Raw genomic sequence first — 15,109 nt, forward strand, 5'->3', positions numbered from 1 at the left:
GCGCCGCGTGAACGGCGCTGCGTGATTAGCTCAGCAGTATCAAAATCGTACCTGCAAGCGTCATCAAAATGTTGGCGATGGCGTATGTACCGGCGTAACCCAGTGCAGGGATGGTTGATTTAGCGTATTCGTTCACAATGTCCATTGCGGGCGCGCACGTCCGGGCACCGATGATGGCACCAAACAGCAGGGCACGGTTCATTTTCAGAATGTGTGCGCCAACCAGATACGCAAACACCACGGGCACCACACTGACAATAAACGCCAAGCCAATCACTTGCGGGCCAACTTCGGATAGGTGCTCAAACATCTTGCCACCAGCGCTCAGGCCGATGCCGACCATAAAGAACATCAGACCAAGGTCTTTGACCATATTCAACGCGCCTTGCGGCACATACCCGAAAGTCGGGTGGTTGGCACGCAAGAAACCGAGCGTGATGCCAGACAACAGCAGGCCGACGGCGTTACCGAGGCTAAACGACACCTGACCGAAGGTCATGGTGACCAGACCAAACAGAATGCCCAAAATAAAGAAGCTACAAAATGCCAACAGGTCTGCCATTTGGCTGTGAATCGAGATGAAACCGATTTTCTCGGCCAGTCCCTTCACGCGGCTTTTCTCGCCACTGACTTGCAGCACATCGCCCTTGGCCAGCACAATGTCGAGATCCATCGGCATTTCAATTTGTGCGCGTACCACGCGGTTGAGGAAACAGCCGTATTCTGACAGATTTAGATCCGACAGGCGCTTGCCCGCGATGCTGTCACTCTTAACGACGATCTCTTCTTCCGAAATCCGCAAATCGAGCAAGTTACGGTCAAACACTTCTTTGCCGTTACGAATGCTTGGGTCTAAACGCGCGTGGCTATCCGGGAAACCCACCAACGCAATTTCATCGCCTTCTTGCAAAATCGCGTCCCCATCAGGATGGGCGAGAATGCCGTTGCGACGAATACGTTCGATGTAACAACCGGTTTGGCGGTAAATGCCCAGTTCGCGTAGGTTTCGTCCGTCCACCCAGTTAATCAGCTCCGGGCCAACACGGTAGGCGCGAATAATGGGGAGATACACTTTGCGTTGACTGCTGCCACCCAAGCCGCGTTCTTGCGCGATCTGCTGCGCTGAATCCGACAGGTTTTGCTTTTGAATTTTGGGCAGCAGTTTGGCGAACATGATCATGCTGATGAGACCAATCAGATAGGCCATGGCATAACCGACGGAGACATTTTCCAGCACCAGCGATAAGTCCATGTTGCGTGGTACGGACGACAGGCCGGAGTTCAATGCATCCTGTGCACCAACCAACACTGGGGTCGACGTCAAAGCGCCTGCCATCATACCGGCCGCCAAACCAAAATCGAGATTGAAGTAATGGCTGGATAAGTAGGTCAGCGTGGTCGCCGTCACCAACACCACCAAACTGAGGATCAGATAGTGTTTGCCGTCGCGAAAGAAAATACCGAAGAAGTTGGGTCCCGCTTCGATGCCCACACAATAGATGAACAGCATGAAGCCGATGGTTAAGGCTTCCGCATTAAACGAAAAGCCAAGGTGTCCCATGATGAGAGACGTGATAAGCACGCCAATAGAATTGCCCAACTGCAGGCTGCCAAAACGGATTTTTCCGAAAGCAAGCCCGATAGCCAGCACAACAAAAATCAGCAGGATGGGGTTTTGGTCTAGCAAAAGTACGACGTCGATATTCACAATTTAGCTCGATTCAAGCGCGCAACAATAGAATAGTTAAAGTGTGAGGATTGTATCGTAAATATGCAAAAAGATAAGTGAAATTTTTTGTGGTTTGACATTTCTCTGAAGGAAAACCGCAAATAAAAAACCCGCCAAATATCAGCGGGTTCTAATGTATTCGGGTGCTTACTCGTCAAACAGACCTAGGTGCTCTTTGGCGTACGCTTCAAACTCGGTGCAGCCGCCAATGTGTTGCTGATCGAGGAAGATTTGTGGCACGGTTTCAACTGGTTTGCCAACGGTTTTTTCAAGGTCAGCTTTTGAGATACCTTCTGCGTGAATATCGACATAACGGTAGTTGAAGTCGTCACGTTTTGCTTTCAACGTTTCCGCGTGCTCTTTTGCACGAACACAGTAAGGGCAACCAGGGCGACCAAAAATCACTACGAACATAACTTTCTCCTTTATTTGAGTTTGTGCCACTATGCCCGATCCCAAGTAGAAAATAAAGTGGCAAGTACCTGTTCGTTCAATAGGTAAAAACTATCGCTCAAATTTACTTCAGTCGCGGTTGAATCGTTAAGCTACCGACCCAGCAGCAACGTATTGAAAGCGTGATATTTGCATTCCTTGGCTGTGATGTTCGCCATAATCTCATATTTTTATTAGGGTTATTGGCGGCAAGTTGCACTGCATCAAACATTTTTTTGTGCAATACGCGCAAGCTGTTTCACAGTGTAACGAGTTCGGGTCGGGAGAGATCATGTTTCAGTTCATGACATCAAGTCGAATCATCTTCGGCGAAGGTGCGCTGGACAGTTCGTTATCGGTCATCAGTCAATATGGTTACAGCGTGTTGTTGGTGTCAGGAAAGCGAATTGAACGGGCAAGCCATGTGATTGAGTATCTTCAGCAACAACATCTACGCTATCAGCATGTCGCGGTCAGCGGTGAACCCAACATCACCATGGTCGAAGAAGCGGCCATTGGCGGGCGGCGCTTTCAACCGGATGTGGTGGTGGCAATGGGCGGTGGCAGCGTACTCGACATGGGGAAAGCCTTAGCCGCCATCATTCCAAATCAAGGCAACGTGTATGATTACGTTGAAGTCGTTGGACGCAACGTGCCGCTCAAAGCCAAACCACTCCCTTTCATCGCCATTCCAACCACCGCCAGTACGGGCTCCGAAGTCACTCGCAATGCCGTGTTGCGCTCCGGGCAAGATCAAGTCAAAGTCAGTTTACGCAGCCCAGAGATGCTGGCCGATGTGGCGATTGTCGATCCGACATTAACGTATGGCACCGATCGTTTAACTTCCGCTCGCGGCGCGATGGATGCGTTTACTCACTTGATGGAAGCCTATGTGTGCGGTGAACCGAACCCGCTCACCGATATGATTTGTGAAGAAGGCGTACGGCGTATCGCGCGTTCAGTCATGGCTGCGTGTGAACGCGATGATCATCAGGCGCGTTCCGATTTGTCGTTTGCGGCCATGTTGGGTGGCATGGCGATCACCAATGCTAAACTTGGCGCCGCGCACGGTTTGGCTTCGGCATTAGGCGGCAAGTTGGATGCGCCGCACAGCGTGATCACGGCGAGGCTCGCGCCATTTGTGATGCGAGAAAACATTCATGCCGCGCAGTTGGTGGGCAGGCCGGATATTTTGTCGCGCTATCAACGTTTATCGCATCTGCTCACTGGGCGTAAAAACGCCAATGTTGAGGATGGGGTGTTGTGGGTGCAAATGATGTTGGATCAGTTGGCGCTCCCCAAGCTTAGTGAGTTTGGTGTGTGCAGTACGTCATTTGATCAGGTAGCGCAGGATGCCCTTAAATCCAATGCCATCAAAGGCAATCCCATTCCTTTGACCTACGAGCGGCTGATTTATATTCTTGAACAGGTCTGTTCGTGTCGTGGCGTCTGCGCTGAGGCAGACAGTGACCATGAAGCGCACGTGAAAGGTCAAGTGCTTGTGGTGCATGATGCGCTGCAGGAAGCGCGTAGTTCACTGAGTGAATGAATCAAGCGTATAGAAAAACGGAGCCGTGTGGCTCCGTTTTTTTAATCAGTGTTAGAAATGCGACAGCTTGTCGTAGCGTGAGTCTTTCAAGACCTCTTTCACGCGTTTGAGGTTCTCTCTGAAACCTGAGCCACGGCGCAGTGTAAAACCGGTCGCCAGTACATCAATCACCGTCATCTGAACGACGCGGCTTGCCATGGGCATGTATACGTCAGTGTCTTCTGGAACGTCCAGACAAATCGACAGAGATGCTGCTTTATCCAGCGGAGAATCTTTGGCGGTAATCGCAATGACGGTCGCACCGTTTTCGCGGGCCAGATTCGCGATTTCGACTTGGCTCTTCGTGCGACCAGTGTGTGAGATCAGCACAATCACATCGTTGTCGGTGCAGTTAATACAGCTCATACGTTGCATCACAATGTCTTCAAAACAAGCAATCGGAATGTTGAAACGAATGAACTTGTTTTGTGCATCGCGCGCGACCGCCGAGGAGGCCCCCAAACCAAAGAACGAAATTCGTTTGGCTTGCGTCAGCAGATCAACCGCACGGTTGACTTGCATTGGGTCTAAGCTGTTTTTCGCTACGTCCAGGCACGCCATGGTCGATTCGAAAATCTTGTGTGTATACGCATCCGGGCCGTCATCTTCTTCGACGTTACGGTTCACATAAGGTGTACCGTTTGCCAAGCTTTGAGCCAAGTGCAGTTTAAAATCGGGGAAACCTTTTGTATCCAAGCGACGACAGAAGCGGTTCACCGTTGGCTCGCTGACATCAGCCATCTTGGCAAGAGTCGCAATGCTCGAGTGAATGGCAGTTTGCGGCGACGCCATGATCACTTCGGCAACCTTACGTTCCGACTTGCTAAAGTTTTCCAGGTTCTTTTGAATTTTTTCTAATGTATTCATAGTGTTCACGCGGGCATAGAGAACAACTCGTTGGTAAAGCGATGTAACCATTTCAGGGGAGGGAAATAAATCATTTCCAAAAGGTACATTCACCAACGCCATTAAATGAGTATAAACCTAAGCACCGATATTTCAGAAATGAAACGACGTATCGAATGATGAGAATATGACAAGCCTCAAACTAAATTTCATAAAAACTACAGTTTTAGCCGCAGATTTGTCAGTAAAAGGAATTCTGATGCATCGACTTGATGTGTAAGTTACAGCAAAAAGAAATAAATTTTCAGTTCGCTGTAACTTTATCCGGGCGGTTTATGCCAGTATTTGTTGTGCTAAATGTTCAATTCTGCCCATCAAATTCGGGGCTAACGTGGCAATTTGGCGTTGCTCGTCCAGCACCGATTGAAGGATATCATGGGTTGTTAGCGGGTTCGCCAGAACGACGCGAAAAACGAGGGTATCCAATTTGTTCCAAACCATCGGGTTGAGCCGTGTCCGTGAAACAAACGATTTACCGGTTTCCCGTTGTTTCTTCTGAATAAACTTGGTCAGTTCATTCAATAATTCATTGAGTAGTGCTTGCTCGTCGGCGTTGGCTTGTTGCAGCGCTTGGCGAGCATTTCGGGGCAGATAACGGTACGTGAGCAGGCATAACTCCGGTTGAGAGACCAACTCGAAGTCCTCTTGCGCTTCTATCAGATCGGCAAAGTAACGCGCTTTGGCAATGCTTTGGTCGATGAGCAGTTCGTAACCGGCGCGACTGATGATGTGCATGCTGGCATAGACTAACATGGCCATGCCGGAGCGGGAGCCTTCTAACGTATGGCTACCTAGATCTTTTGAGCCTTTGCGTAAAATGTACTGCGCATGGTGCTCAATCGAATTCATGGCACTTGGGTCTTTAAACAGCACCATGCCTGCGCCCATTGGAATGTAGAGCTGTTTGTGGGCATCAATGGTGACTGAATCGGCAAGCTCGACGCCATCTAACACATGGCGATGGTGATTCGACATCAAGGTTGCACCGCCCCAAGCGGCATCGACATGGAAATGGCAGCCTTCTTGATGTGAGATTTCCGCCATTACCCGCAGCGGGTCAACGTTGCCTGTTTCCGTGGTGCCCGCCACACCAACGACTGCAAATGGTTTGATGTTGTTGGCTTTGAGTTCGGTAATTTTGCGTTGAAGATCATCTGGACAGATGCGGTTGTTCTCATCGGTTTTGACTGAAACCAAGCCTTCTTGACCAATACCCAGAACATCAGCGGCTTTCTTCAGTGAGTAGTGGCCGCGCTCGGAAACCAGAATCGCCAAACCGTCATAACCATAGTGGCGCATGGCTTTGAACAGACCTTCTTTCTCCACGCCGTGGAAATCACCATCGGCTTTCAATGCGTTGTTACGGGCAACCCATAAGGCCGTGATGTTGGCAATGGTTCCGCCAGAGCAGAATGCACCCAATGAGTGCTCTGCGCTGTGCATCCATTGCTGATAGAAAGCATCATCCTGCCCGTAGATCAAGCGGTGCAGCATTCCCAATACTTGACGTTCTAGCGGTGTAAATGCTTTTGACGTTTCGATTTTGACCAAGTTTTGATTCAGGGCGATCATGATTTTTGACAGCGGCATCAAAAAGTAGGGCAGCGCTGAGGTCATGTGGCCGATAAAACTGGGGGATGCGGTATGCACTGATTGGGCGACTAAGGTGTCGAGCAGATGTTGCGTATGGTCAGAAACAAATTCCGGCTCATCAGGAATGCGGGCATCGGAGAAATCTTTTTCGATCTCTTTCAATGGCTTCTCTTCTGCCACGATGTGTTCGCGCAGAAACTTATTCAGGTTGCGAGAGAGCTCTTCTTCGATTCGGGTCAGTGTTGAGTCTGGCCCTTCGGGTACGGTGAATATACGAAGCAGAGTGTCAAAGTTCGCATCCGCGGTTTTGTGTTCAGATACCATACAGCGTCGTTATCGGTTTAATCTAACATTTCAGGCGAGACAATCTAAACGAAAACGGGCCAAAGTCCCGCCTTAATTCGGACTGCTACCCAGTGGAAAGGGCAGTGCTTGATGCGCTGAATGCGCAAGAGCAGTGCTTAGTGACACACGATTTTTTCGGTTTTCGCAATCGCTTCGTTGTACTTGTTCAGCGCGCCTTCAATCTGTTTTGGGTGGCTCAGCAATTCAGCAAACGCCGAGCGCAACTCATAGTTTTTTTCATGCGGTTTGGCTTGACGATCATCGAAGGTGGTTTTGGCGATTTTCCCGAGTTCATCGCTGCGCGATGCAAGTACTTTAATGTCGTGCTGTTCGAGTTTTAACCAGGCTTCCACGGGTTGCGCGGTCGCCACTTTAGAAGCATCGTGCTCGAGGTAGTAGTGCACTGCCGCACGGCTCAGTTCGAAGTGGTGCTGGCGACCTTCAAGGAACCACTGGCTGACACTCGCAAGCTCGGGATATTTCTCGGTGGTCATCTCGGCAAGGTCTTGGTACCACGCCAAAGAAGCATCAATGTAGGCATCGTATTTTTTCGCAAAACATTGATTGTCGGCGGCTGCTGCGGTCATCGAGGTGGCCGATAAGAGCATGGTGACAATAAAGCGTTTCATAATCGTTCCTTTTGCGATTTTTATCGTAACCCCTTGGTTGGGGTTTTTATAGACTTCCAGTTGGGCTTGATTTGATGCACGCAACCAATCGGTTACATGCCAAGTACGCTATTTTAAAGGATGTGTAACATGATTCCTGAGATCTAGCCTGCAAGAGACACAAAGAATAACATCAAAACAGGGACTAACAGGCTGAGAATAAACCCACTGACGATCGCCACGGGCACACAACGCACACCGCCGGTGGTTTGAATGACGGGCAGCGTGAAGTCCATGGCTGTGGCGCCCGCGTAGCCAATCGAGGTGCAGGGTTTGCGACTGATGAACATCGGGATCAGCACCAGTGAGATCAGCTCGCGCAGCAGCTCAATCATAAATGACGCCCCACCGTAAACTGGCCCAAAGGCATCGCCCATCAGAATCCCCGCCAATGAATACCAACCGAAGCCGGACGCCATCGCCAGCCCTTTGTACACCGGAATGTCGAGCACTAACGCGGCAATCGCGCCCCCAATCCAACTGGTGACCATCACCACTGCGGCGATGATCATGCCATGTTTATTTAGCAGGATTTGACCTAACGTCAGGCCGCTGTTGCGCAGTTGAATGCCGATAAAAAACAGCAGTAAGAAAAGAATCCACTCGCTGGCGGTATCGACCCAAGAGAGGTCGAAATTGAACAGCACGCCCACGAGCAAACCACCCCCGACGACCAGAATCAGTTTGACTGACTCCAATGCCATACTCGACAGCGGCAATTTGGTGTGGCTGGTGTCCGTTTCCAACGGGAGAAAGCGGTCAACCAGCGGCAAGGCAAGCAGGTTACAGGCGCCAAGCAGCACAAAGAACACGCCCACATATTTGAGGATCAGTTGTAGGTTGTCGCCCAAGTTATCCAATGCGGCAAGGCTCAGACCCATTAAAAATAGAATGACATAAACCAGAGAGGCGGTGGCTCGGTTGAGTTGGGCAAGCCACGCTTTATTTTGAATCGCAAACAGATACCCCACCACCAGTGGGGCAAAGATAAACATCATCCCTGATAACATACATTCCTCGAAAAGTGATTTAGAAACCGCTCGCGTTAATCACCGCGCTGAGTTGGGTTTTGAATTCCACATCACTGAGATTGCTAAGGTCGTAAAGCACTTCGGCGCCCGTCGCATTGATTTCGACCTCGTGCTCTTCTATCGCATCGTCTTGTTTTCTATACATAAGTAAGTGATGTGCAATTCGTGCCACATCAAGGTAGCTGACTTCCTGACAATGTTCTACTAATTCTTCATTGCAAGCGACTTCAAGGAAATCTTGATCGAAGCCCCAATGTTTCAACACCAGTTGACTGGTACTGGAACAATTGGACTGGAAAATTTGCAGCGCAATGTCTTGATCGAGGTAGTTACCGTTTTCGAGGTAAAGGTAGTATTCGTTGACCAAACAGAACAATCCGATGTCAGCCAACAGGCCAACCAGCAGGGCTTTGTCTTGTTCAAGGTGCAGGTAGTTGTCCGGCTCAAGCTTTTTGAACGACTGAGCGACAAGCACCATTGTGGCCCCCAGCTCGCGAGACACCGAAGCACTGTTGATCAGTATCTTGTTGCATTCTTTGCTGAGGTTGATGGAGTTTTTGAGCTGCTCGATCGCTTGAGCGGTGACGATGTCACGCACGCGCACGATGCCCAAACGAGACACTGCGGTCATCAAATCGGTACAGGTAATGTTGCGGCGATTGAAGACCACGGAGTTCGCCACACGAATGACGATCGCGGCGAGGCCGGGATCGTCGGTGAGGCAGTCGGCAATGTCTGAAACACCCGTCGATTCGAGTGTGCACAAACGTTGAATTTTGAGCACGACGTCAGGAATCGGCGGCAGAGAGATTTTGCCGGTGCTGATGGAAGTTTTAACCAACTGAGCAAACTCACTCTCTAGCCCTTCAATGAGTTTGTGTCGGTTTTCTGGAAGCCAAAAGAAAGATAAATGATTCATTTTTTATTATTGATAGTTTTCGTTCCGTGTCATTCTACCGATCGCTAATAAATAGAAGCAACCACAAACCTGCAGAAAGCGTCAATTTCTTTACATTTCGATGATCTGTGAGACATTTTGCGTACCTGTTCGTTTATTTAAGCGCATGGAAATGATGGCCTTGTGACGCTGCTCTCATTATTGGTAAATAATCAATGTGTTGATGTGAATTAAGCCCAGACTTATTTCGTTTCGTTAACTATGATGTATGAAACTTATAAGTAAGCATTCTGTATACAAATAAAGCTTACTATTTAACCTATTCATTTTATTCGCTAAAAATTTGCTGCTATCTGGTGATCTTTCTTAATCGGGGACGTGATTAAAGGATCAATGGATATGTGTGAGCATAGATTTTTCGATTATGCAATTAAGTTTGGTGCCTACCAAAAACGCTCTATGTTTGGTGGTATTGGTTTGTTTCAACAAGAGGCGATGTATGCCTTGCTAACCGATGACTGCATCTTTATTCGAGGTGGTGAAGACCTTGATAAAATTTTGACGGATCTGGGGTGTGAGAAATATCGCCATGTGAAGAAGCAAACAACCGCAACGGTTAACTATTACGATATTACACAGCTATTTGAACAAAATTATTCGGATTTAGATTCAATTATCGAACGCGCTATCTTGTATTCGATTGAACAACGGTACTTTCAGAAATCGCATGCGAATCGCCGGCTGAGGGATTTGCCTAATATGCAGTTAACGCTGGAACGTATGGTGAAGAAGGCGGGCGTTGAAGACGTGGACACCTTCATGCGTTTGGGTGCGCCGGAAGTGTTCAATAAAGTTCGTCGCATTTACGGTAGTGATTTGGATGTGAAATTGCTGTGGAAATTCGCGGGTGCGATTGAAGGAATCCATTGGAAACTGCTGCAAGAGCCGCGCAAGCGTCAATTGTTAGAAAGCTGTCACGCGCGTTAAGGACAACGGACGCAGTGGGGGGAGATGGACACTGTTGTTGGGAAAGGCAATAAAAAACCGAGGCTTTGGCCTCGGTTTTTTTGTGCAAGTCGCAGCCTCGATGAACGATCGCGGCTGCGGGATGTGAACACTTAGTATTTAAAGCGAGCCGTGAACATCAGTTGGTCATCATAAGTGTCGTTGATGCGCGCTTCTGCACCCAAAGAGAACAGCTCTGTTGAGTGGAAACGGGCGTACACAGAACCAATCCAGTGATCATCGTTGTCAATGGAAACGTAACCGCCTTTACCACCGACTTCCAATTGAGGCCCCAACCATTGGCGCACGCCAAGGTTCAATTCCATCCCAGTGTCTGCGCTGCCATTGTTCTTTTTGTCTTGCAGACGGAACAGCATCTCGCCGGTAAAGTCTGCCCAGTTATTGACTGGCGCGTGGAACCCAAAGCCAGTCGCGACGTCATAGTCGCTCTCAAATTCAGAGTCGACACGTGCAATCACGTGCGCGTTCGGGTGAATAGATTTACTGACAGCAGCACCGTAGGTGACAGGGCTTACGCCGATGCGAGCTTCAATGTAGTCGTAGTTGAAGTTGCTCATTACGGAAGGGCTGTTACGGTCAACTGCAGCCATTGATTGCGCTGAAGCAAGAAGAAGTGCTGTTGCAATGATTGTTTTACGCATAGTCACGATAAACCTATATCTTTATGATTAATTCCATGGTCGAAAGCGGAATATCCGCTAAGACGTAAAGCCTTGAAAGATAACCAGGCTTCAAAAGTGTCGACATCATAATTCATCGGCGCAGTCAGGCTCCACCAAAAAATGTCATTGTTTTGTCGTCTAAGGTGATATTAAGCAATTTAGGTGCCAAATAGATGAAGCCTTTGTGATTTTTTGAGTGCCCATTATTCACCGAAACTCATGCGTTTTGCCGCAATGGCATTGAGTATTTTCTCGGCGTCGAGCACTTGAATCCAAGGCATCAGGTTGTCGTCGTTATCGATAACATACTGAGTCAATTGATCTTTCACCGTTTCACGCAATGCGTCGCCACGCCACGGTTTGGCCACATAAAAGTGCAAACTGGCGTGATTGATGGCTTGTACCGTGTCTTCAAGGCCCGCTTGTCCGGTCAGCAGGACTTTACGTGTCTTGGCGGTCTCTTCATCGTCATTGAGTTCGATCAAAAAGCTGATTCCTGTTTGCTCTGGCATGATGTGGTCACACAAAATCAGCGCCAGTGAAATGCCTTGTTGGCGATAGTCATCAATCACCTCTTTGGCTTCGGCCACCGATTCGGCGGCTTCGATCACGAAATGTTCTTCAAAGCAATCCAAGTCTTGAACCACACTATCAAGCACTTCTCTTTCATCATCGACACATAAAATCATGTATTTATTCATGCTTGTCTCCTAATCGATTGAGCGAGGTGAGAGCGGCAACCAAACGCTCATGGTGGTGTATTGATGCGGTTGACTGTCGACGGCTATCCAACCTTGGTGCTGCAACACAATTTGTTGGCAGACGGAAAGGCCAATACCCAATCCGAAATTGCCTTCACGTTTGGTGGTGTAGTTGAGTGCAAAAATCTGCGCTTTGAGCTCATCAGGAATCCCACAACCGTTATCGGTGAAGCTTATGACAGCATAGGTTTGATTATTTTTCTCCTCCATTCGTGTTCGAATGTGAAGTACGCCGCGTTCGGGGAAGGCATCAATGGCGTTCGAAATTAAATTGGTCCACACCTGCTGTAGTGCAATCGGCAAACAATCAATCGGTGGAACGCTGGCGTATTCCTTTTCTACTCGGTGCAGTTTGAGACGGTTTTCGAAGATCACTAAGGTGTCTTCAATCCCTTCGTGAATATCGACACGATGGAAAGTTTCGTCATCGGGGCGCGCATAACCTTTGAGGCTTTTGACCATATCGGCAATGCGTTGCGCGCAGACATGAATCGAGCGCAAGTTACTGCCCGCCAAATGATACGATTCCAATGTCTCGATTTGGGCCAGCGCGTGTTCGGGATTGCGCCGTGCCAGTGTGATCAATTCAGTGTCTTGTTCTAACCCGAGTTTGACCATTTTTTTGGCCACCAATCGATGCTGCGTTTGCTGTTCCAACTGCTTGGCGCGAGCGCGCTCTTCCGATGTCGACATCGGTTTGGCCAGCAGTGCGCTGCGCAGCAATTGGGCGCCTTGCGTGGCCTGTGCTGGGGCTGGCGCATTGCAACTGTCAACAATGGTTTCGATATTTCGGCTGAGCGTTTCCGTACCGCGTAAAATGGCGGCGACTGGGTTATTGAGTTCGTGAGCGACCCCGGCCACCAATTGACCCAACATGGCCATTTTTTCACGCTCGATCAGCTGTTGATGGGCGGATTCTAAGGATTCGAGCGTCTTTTGCAGTTTGATTTTTGTGTTGATGCTGCGCTGTAAACGACGGTTAAAATGGCGCAGTAACAAATTGGTAAACAGCGGCAACAAGCTGCTGTCGGAATGCATCACTTTGGCAAACACGTCGCGATCGAGTTTAATCACTTCCGTTTTGGTTAAGGTGATGGCGGTGGAGAAGGAGGGTTCTCCGGTCACAAACGACATCCCGCCGACGATATTGCCTTTCTTATGGCGTACCACTTCGCGTTGCTGTCCTAAATCATCTTTTTTATACAGCGCCACTTCACCTTCCGTGATAAACCACAAAAAGCGATTTTCTTCGCCTTCTTTGGTGAGCAGGTGTTCGGCTGAATAGGTGCGGCAAGCTCGGGTTTCATCCTCTTTTTCGAAAAACAGGTACAGTGCGCCGATGACTTGTTCGGCCAACTCGGTGTCTGACAGGCGGTGGTAATCGGTGATAAAGCCATCGCGAAAAGAGCGCATTTTATTGTCGATGTGGGCGCGTAAAATACGTTGTTGATCGAGTTGTGTGCTGTAGCTGAGGATATTGTCTTTATCGTGTTCGAGGATGAAGGTCGTCAATTCCTGTTGCGCGGTTTTGCGCAGCACGTGATCTTGCAACGGTTTGGTCAGGCAGTAGTCCAATCGCCCTTCGTTCACCGCATTGAGAATGGCTTGAATGTCTTGGCCGCAACTGACCAATACTTTACGCGCGTTGCGCGTATGAGGCAGCTTATCGAGATGAATGAGGAAATCCGCGCCGTTCAATGCTTCGTGATGGCTGGCAATCACCAGCGCGACGGTTTGATTTTGTTGTTCGAGGTATTCCAGTGTTTGCTGTGCATCGTCAACGGAGTCGGCCGTATGCAGATCGAACTTGGTGGCAAACGGGCTTAATTCGTGGCGCCACTGTTCCACACTGATGGGATTATTGTCTAAACAGAGCAGGGCATATCGGTTCACGTCAGTCTCGTTGTCGGTTACGGATCGGCAGCATTACTGTAACAAGCTTCGCGTGGCGGATTTGAGAGCTAGGTTTGAAGACACCAAACTTTGACAATGCAGGCGTCAATACTCTGATTTAACTCATACTTTCCTCATTAACCTCGGACAATCATCGTTTAGACTCTCGTCTCTTGAGCTCAGTTGAATAACTACGGTAGACTGAGCCAAACAATCAGGAAATCCTTTTATTATGCAAACTATTAAACGAATTGGTGCAGTGGGTGGGGCTATTGCGTTGGCGCTGTGTTGGCCGCTGGCCGTTGGACAAATCGGCCAGAGCGTGATCACCGACGGCGTGGCGCACGTCAGCAACGATAAAGTGACGGCTGAGTTAGTCAGTTACGATCGCGGCTATTTATCCTCAAAGGTACAAACCCGTTACACGGTCGTGGATCCAAAAATGAAGCAACAGATGGAAGCGGAAGGTTTTCCGACTGAAATCATCATGGATAGCGATGTGCACCACGGGTTGCTGAGCTTGACGTCTGTCTCCACGTTCCCGCAGTTCCCCGATTTCCCGATGGTGATCAACAGCACCACGCGTCTGAACGGCAATACCGAGTACACGGCGACAACCGAAGCGTGGCATTACGTCAACCAAGGCGAAACGCCGTTTACGTTGTCGGTCACCCCGATGACGTTGAGCGGCACGGCGACGACACTGGGTGAAATCACCTATTCGGCCTCGATTCCATCGATCGACATGGACTTCTCGACGGGCGAAAAGGTGCAGATGAGCAATTTTGCTGGTGAAGGCCATGGCAAACAAGTCAATGGATTCTGGATTGGTCAACAAAAACTGACGCTAGAAAAATTGGACACACGTGACACGCAAGGGGCATCGCCGCTTTCTGCGGACAACGTGAGTTACGATTTTACCTCTACTTTAGATGAGCTCGAGCAGCGTTTCAGTAGCCAACACCGGGTGATGGCTGGCCAGCTCGTCAACGACAGCGGTACGGTCAACAACCTGCAAATTGATTTCACCTTGGGGGATGTCGACAGTTTGTCATTTGAAAAACTGTCCAATATCTATCAAAACCATCCAGACATGTCACAGCAAGCCATTTCAGAAGCACTGCCGTACGTCGACACACTGTTCGCCAAAGGGTTTAAGCTCAGCATGAACAAGATGGCGCTGAATGTGGGTGACGGCGAGTTTGACTCGAATTGGGCGCTTGCGATCCCTGAGGGGACTCATGACGTGCTGCAAGACCCAAGCGTGATTTTGTCGGCGCTGACGGGTCATTTGAACACGTTTGTGTCGTCCCAATTGGCGGCCGATTACCCGTTTGTGCAACAAGGCGTGGACGAGCTGGTGATGATGGATATGGCGACACAGGATGAAAAAGGCTATCACCTTAAAGCGGATGTGAAGGATGGCAATCTCGTGTTTGCCAACGGTCAGCAGATCCCCTTGGTGGCGCTGTTGATGCCGTTAATGATGCAACAAGGTTATTAATCTGCTCAATTGATCAGTTATTCAAGAAAAGAGGTCTTCAGACCTCTTTTCTCACTTTTTATCCCGTCAAAAA

The 15,109-nt window shown here is 49.2% G+C and carries 13 protein-coding genes; 3 read left to right on the plus strand and 10 right to left on the minus strand.

Annotated elements, in window-relative coordinates:
- Positions 1 to 25 precede the first annotated feature (25 nt).
- Positions 26 to 1,708, minus strand: a complete 1,683-nt coding sequence (locus tag ACS18Q_RS05260; RefSeq protein ID WP_004726371.1) for an aspartate:alanine antiporter — start codon at positions 1,706 to 1,708, stop codon at positions 26 to 28.
- 168 nt (positions 1,709 to 1,876) lie between these two features.
- Entirely contained in the window at positions 1,877 to 2,143 is a 267-nt protein-coding gene (locus ACS18Q_RS05265; protein ID WP_004726370.1) for a GrxA family glutaredoxin, read from the minus strand.
- 310 nt (positions 2,144 to 2,453) lie between these two features.
- Between ACS18Q_RS05265 and ACS18Q_RS05270 the strand changes: the two genes are divergently transcribed.
- Positions 2,454 to 3,710 carry an iron-containing alcohol dehydrogenase gene (locus tag ACS18Q_RS05270; protein ID WP_143679188.1) on the plus strand — a complete coding sequence of 419 codons (1,257 nt, stop codon included), beginning with the start codon at positions 2,454 to 2,456 and terminating at the stop codon, positions 3,708 to 3,710.
- 51 nt (positions 3,711 to 3,761) lie between these two features.
- Here the strand turns inward: ACS18Q_RS05270 and ACS18Q_RS05275 are convergent, their stop codons facing one another.
- The 5 genes from ACS18Q_RS05275 to ACS18Q_RS05295 all read right to left on the minus strand — a co-directional run bounded on the left by ACS18Q_RS05275 (position 3,762) and on the right by ACS18Q_RS05295 (position 9,211).
- Positions 3,762 to 4,616 (minus strand): MurR/RpiR family transcriptional regulator, encoded by an 855-nt coding sequence (locus tag ACS18Q_RS05275; protein ID WP_014205342.1) that lies wholly within the window; start codon positions 4,614 to 4,616, stop codon positions 3,762 to 3,764.
- A gap of 312 nt (positions 4,617 to 4,928) precedes the next feature.
- Positions 4,929 to 6,572 (minus strand): pyridoxal-dependent aspartate 1-decarboxylase PanP, encoded by a 1,644-nt coding sequence (panP, locus tag ACS18Q_RS05280; protein WP_441257492.1) that lies wholly within the window; start codon positions 6,570 to 6,572, stop codon positions 4,929 to 4,931.
- Between the two features lie 137 nt (positions 6,573 to 6,709).
- Positions 6,710 to 7,222 (minus strand): hypothetical protein, encoded by a 513-nt coding sequence (locus ACS18Q_RS05285; RefSeq protein WP_055466373.1) that lies wholly within the window; start codon positions 7,220 to 7,222, stop codon positions 6,710 to 6,712.
- 143 nt (positions 7,223 to 7,365) lie between these two features.
- Positions 7,366 to 8,271: a lysine exporter LysO family protein gene (locus tag ACS18Q_RS05290; protein ID WP_143679187.1), complete on the minus strand. Its 906-nt coding sequence runs from the start codon at positions 8,269 to 8,271 to the stop codon at positions 7,366 to 7,368.
- A gap of 19 nt (positions 8,272 to 8,290) precedes the next feature.
- The gene (locus ACS18Q_RS05295) at positions 8,291 to 9,211 is read right to left on the minus strand and encodes an HDOD domain-containing protein (RefSeq protein WP_004726364.1); all 921 of its coding nucleotides are present in this window, start codon (positions 9,209 to 9,211) and stop codon (positions 8,291 to 8,293) included.
- A gap of 372 nt (positions 9,212 to 9,583) precedes the next feature.
- Here ACS18Q_RS05295 and ACS18Q_RS05300 point away from each other — a divergent pair, with 372 nt between their 5' ends.
- Positions 9,584 to 10,177 carry a TfoX/Sxy family DNA transformation protein gene (locus ACS18Q_RS05300; RefSeq protein ID WP_038151289.1) on the plus strand — a complete coding sequence of 198 codons (594 nt, stop codon included), beginning with the start codon at positions 9,584 to 9,586 and terminating at the stop codon, positions 10,175 to 10,177.
- Positions 10,178 to 10,308: 131 nt separating this feature from the next.
- Here the strand turns inward: ACS18Q_RS05300 and ACS18Q_RS05305 are convergent, their stop codons facing one another.
- From ACS18Q_RS05305 to ACS18Q_RS05315, 3 genes are all read right to left on the minus strand, one after another.
- Positions 10,309 to 10,857: a hypothetical protein gene (locus tag ACS18Q_RS05305; RefSeq protein ID WP_004726362.1), complete on the minus strand. Its 549-nt coding sequence runs from the start codon at positions 10,855 to 10,857 to the stop codon at positions 10,309 to 10,311.
- Positions 10,858 to 11,081: 224 nt separating this feature from the next.
- Positions 11,082 to 11,579 carry a response regulator gene (locus ACS18Q_RS05310; RefSeq protein ID WP_004726361.1) on the minus strand — a complete coding sequence of 166 codons (498 nt, stop codon included), beginning with the start codon at positions 11,577 to 11,579 and terminating at the stop codon, positions 11,082 to 11,084.
- A gap of 9 nt (positions 11,580 to 11,588) precedes the next feature.
- Entirely contained in the window at positions 11,589 to 13,532 is a 1,944-nt protein-coding gene (locus tag ACS18Q_RS05315) for an ATP-binding protein (protein ID WP_441257493.1), read from the minus strand.
- 232 nt (positions 13,533 to 13,764) lie between these two features.
- Between ACS18Q_RS05315 and ACS18Q_RS05320 the strand changes: the two genes are divergently transcribed.
- A complete protein-coding gene (locus ACS18Q_RS05320; RefSeq protein WP_154181001.1) occupies positions 13,765 to 15,036 on the plus strand; it encodes a DUF945 family protein in 1,272 nt (423 codons plus the stop codon).
- The last annotated feature ends 73 nt before the right edge of the window (positions 15,037 to 15,109 follow it).

The sequence above is a fragment of the Vibrio sp. Vf1514 genome (assembly GCF_052076135.1).
Classification (GTDB): domain Bacteria; phylum Pseudomonadota; class Gammaproteobacteria; order Enterobacterales; family Vibrionaceae; genus Vibrio; species Vibrio furnissii.

Bases quoted from the DNA above. Each gene is read 5' to 3' on its own strand.
- ACS18Q_RS05265 (WP_004726370.1), bottom strand. From the start codon at position 2,143: ATGTTCGTAGTGATTTTTGGTCGCCCTGGTTGCCCTTACTGTGTTCGT.
- ACS18Q_RS05270 (WP_143679188.1), top strand. From the start codon at position 2,454: ATGTTTCAGTTCATGACATCAAGTCGAATCATCTTCGGCGAAGGTGCG.
- ACS18Q_RS05275 (WP_014205342.1), bottom strand. From the start codon at position 4,616: ATGAATACATTAGAAAAAATTCAAAAGAACCTGGAAAACTTTAGCAAG.
- panP (WP_441257492.1), bottom strand. From the start codon at position 6,572: ATGGTATCTGAACACAAAACCGCGGATGCGAACTTTGACACTCTGCTT.
- ACS18Q_RS05285 (WP_055466373.1), bottom strand. From the start codon at position 7,222: ATGAAACGCTTTATTGTCACCATGCTCTTATCGGCCACCTCGATGACC.
- ACS18Q_RS05290 (WP_143679187.1), bottom strand. From the start codon at position 8,271: ATGTTATCAGGGATGATGTTTATCTTTGCCCCACTGGTGGTGGGGTAT.
- ACS18Q_RS05295 (WP_004726364.1), bottom strand. From the start codon at position 9,211: ATGAATCATTTATCTTTCTTTTGGCTTCCAGAAAACCGACACAAACTC.
- ACS18Q_RS05300 (WP_038151289.1), top strand. From the start codon at position 9,584: ATGGATATGTGTGAGCATAGATTTTTCGATTATGCAATTAAGTTTGGT.
- ACS18Q_RS05305 (WP_004726362.1), bottom strand. From the start codon at position 10,857: ATGCGTAAAACAATCATTGCAACAGCACTTCTTCTTGCTTCAGCGCAA.
- ACS18Q_RS05310 (WP_004726361.1), bottom strand. From the start codon at position 11,579: ATGAATAAATACATGATTTTATGTGTCGATGATGAAAGAGAAGTGCTT.
- ACS18Q_RS05320 (WP_154181001.1), top strand. From the start codon at position 13,765: ATGCAAACTATTAAACGAATTGGTGCAGTGGGTGGGGCTATTGCGTTG.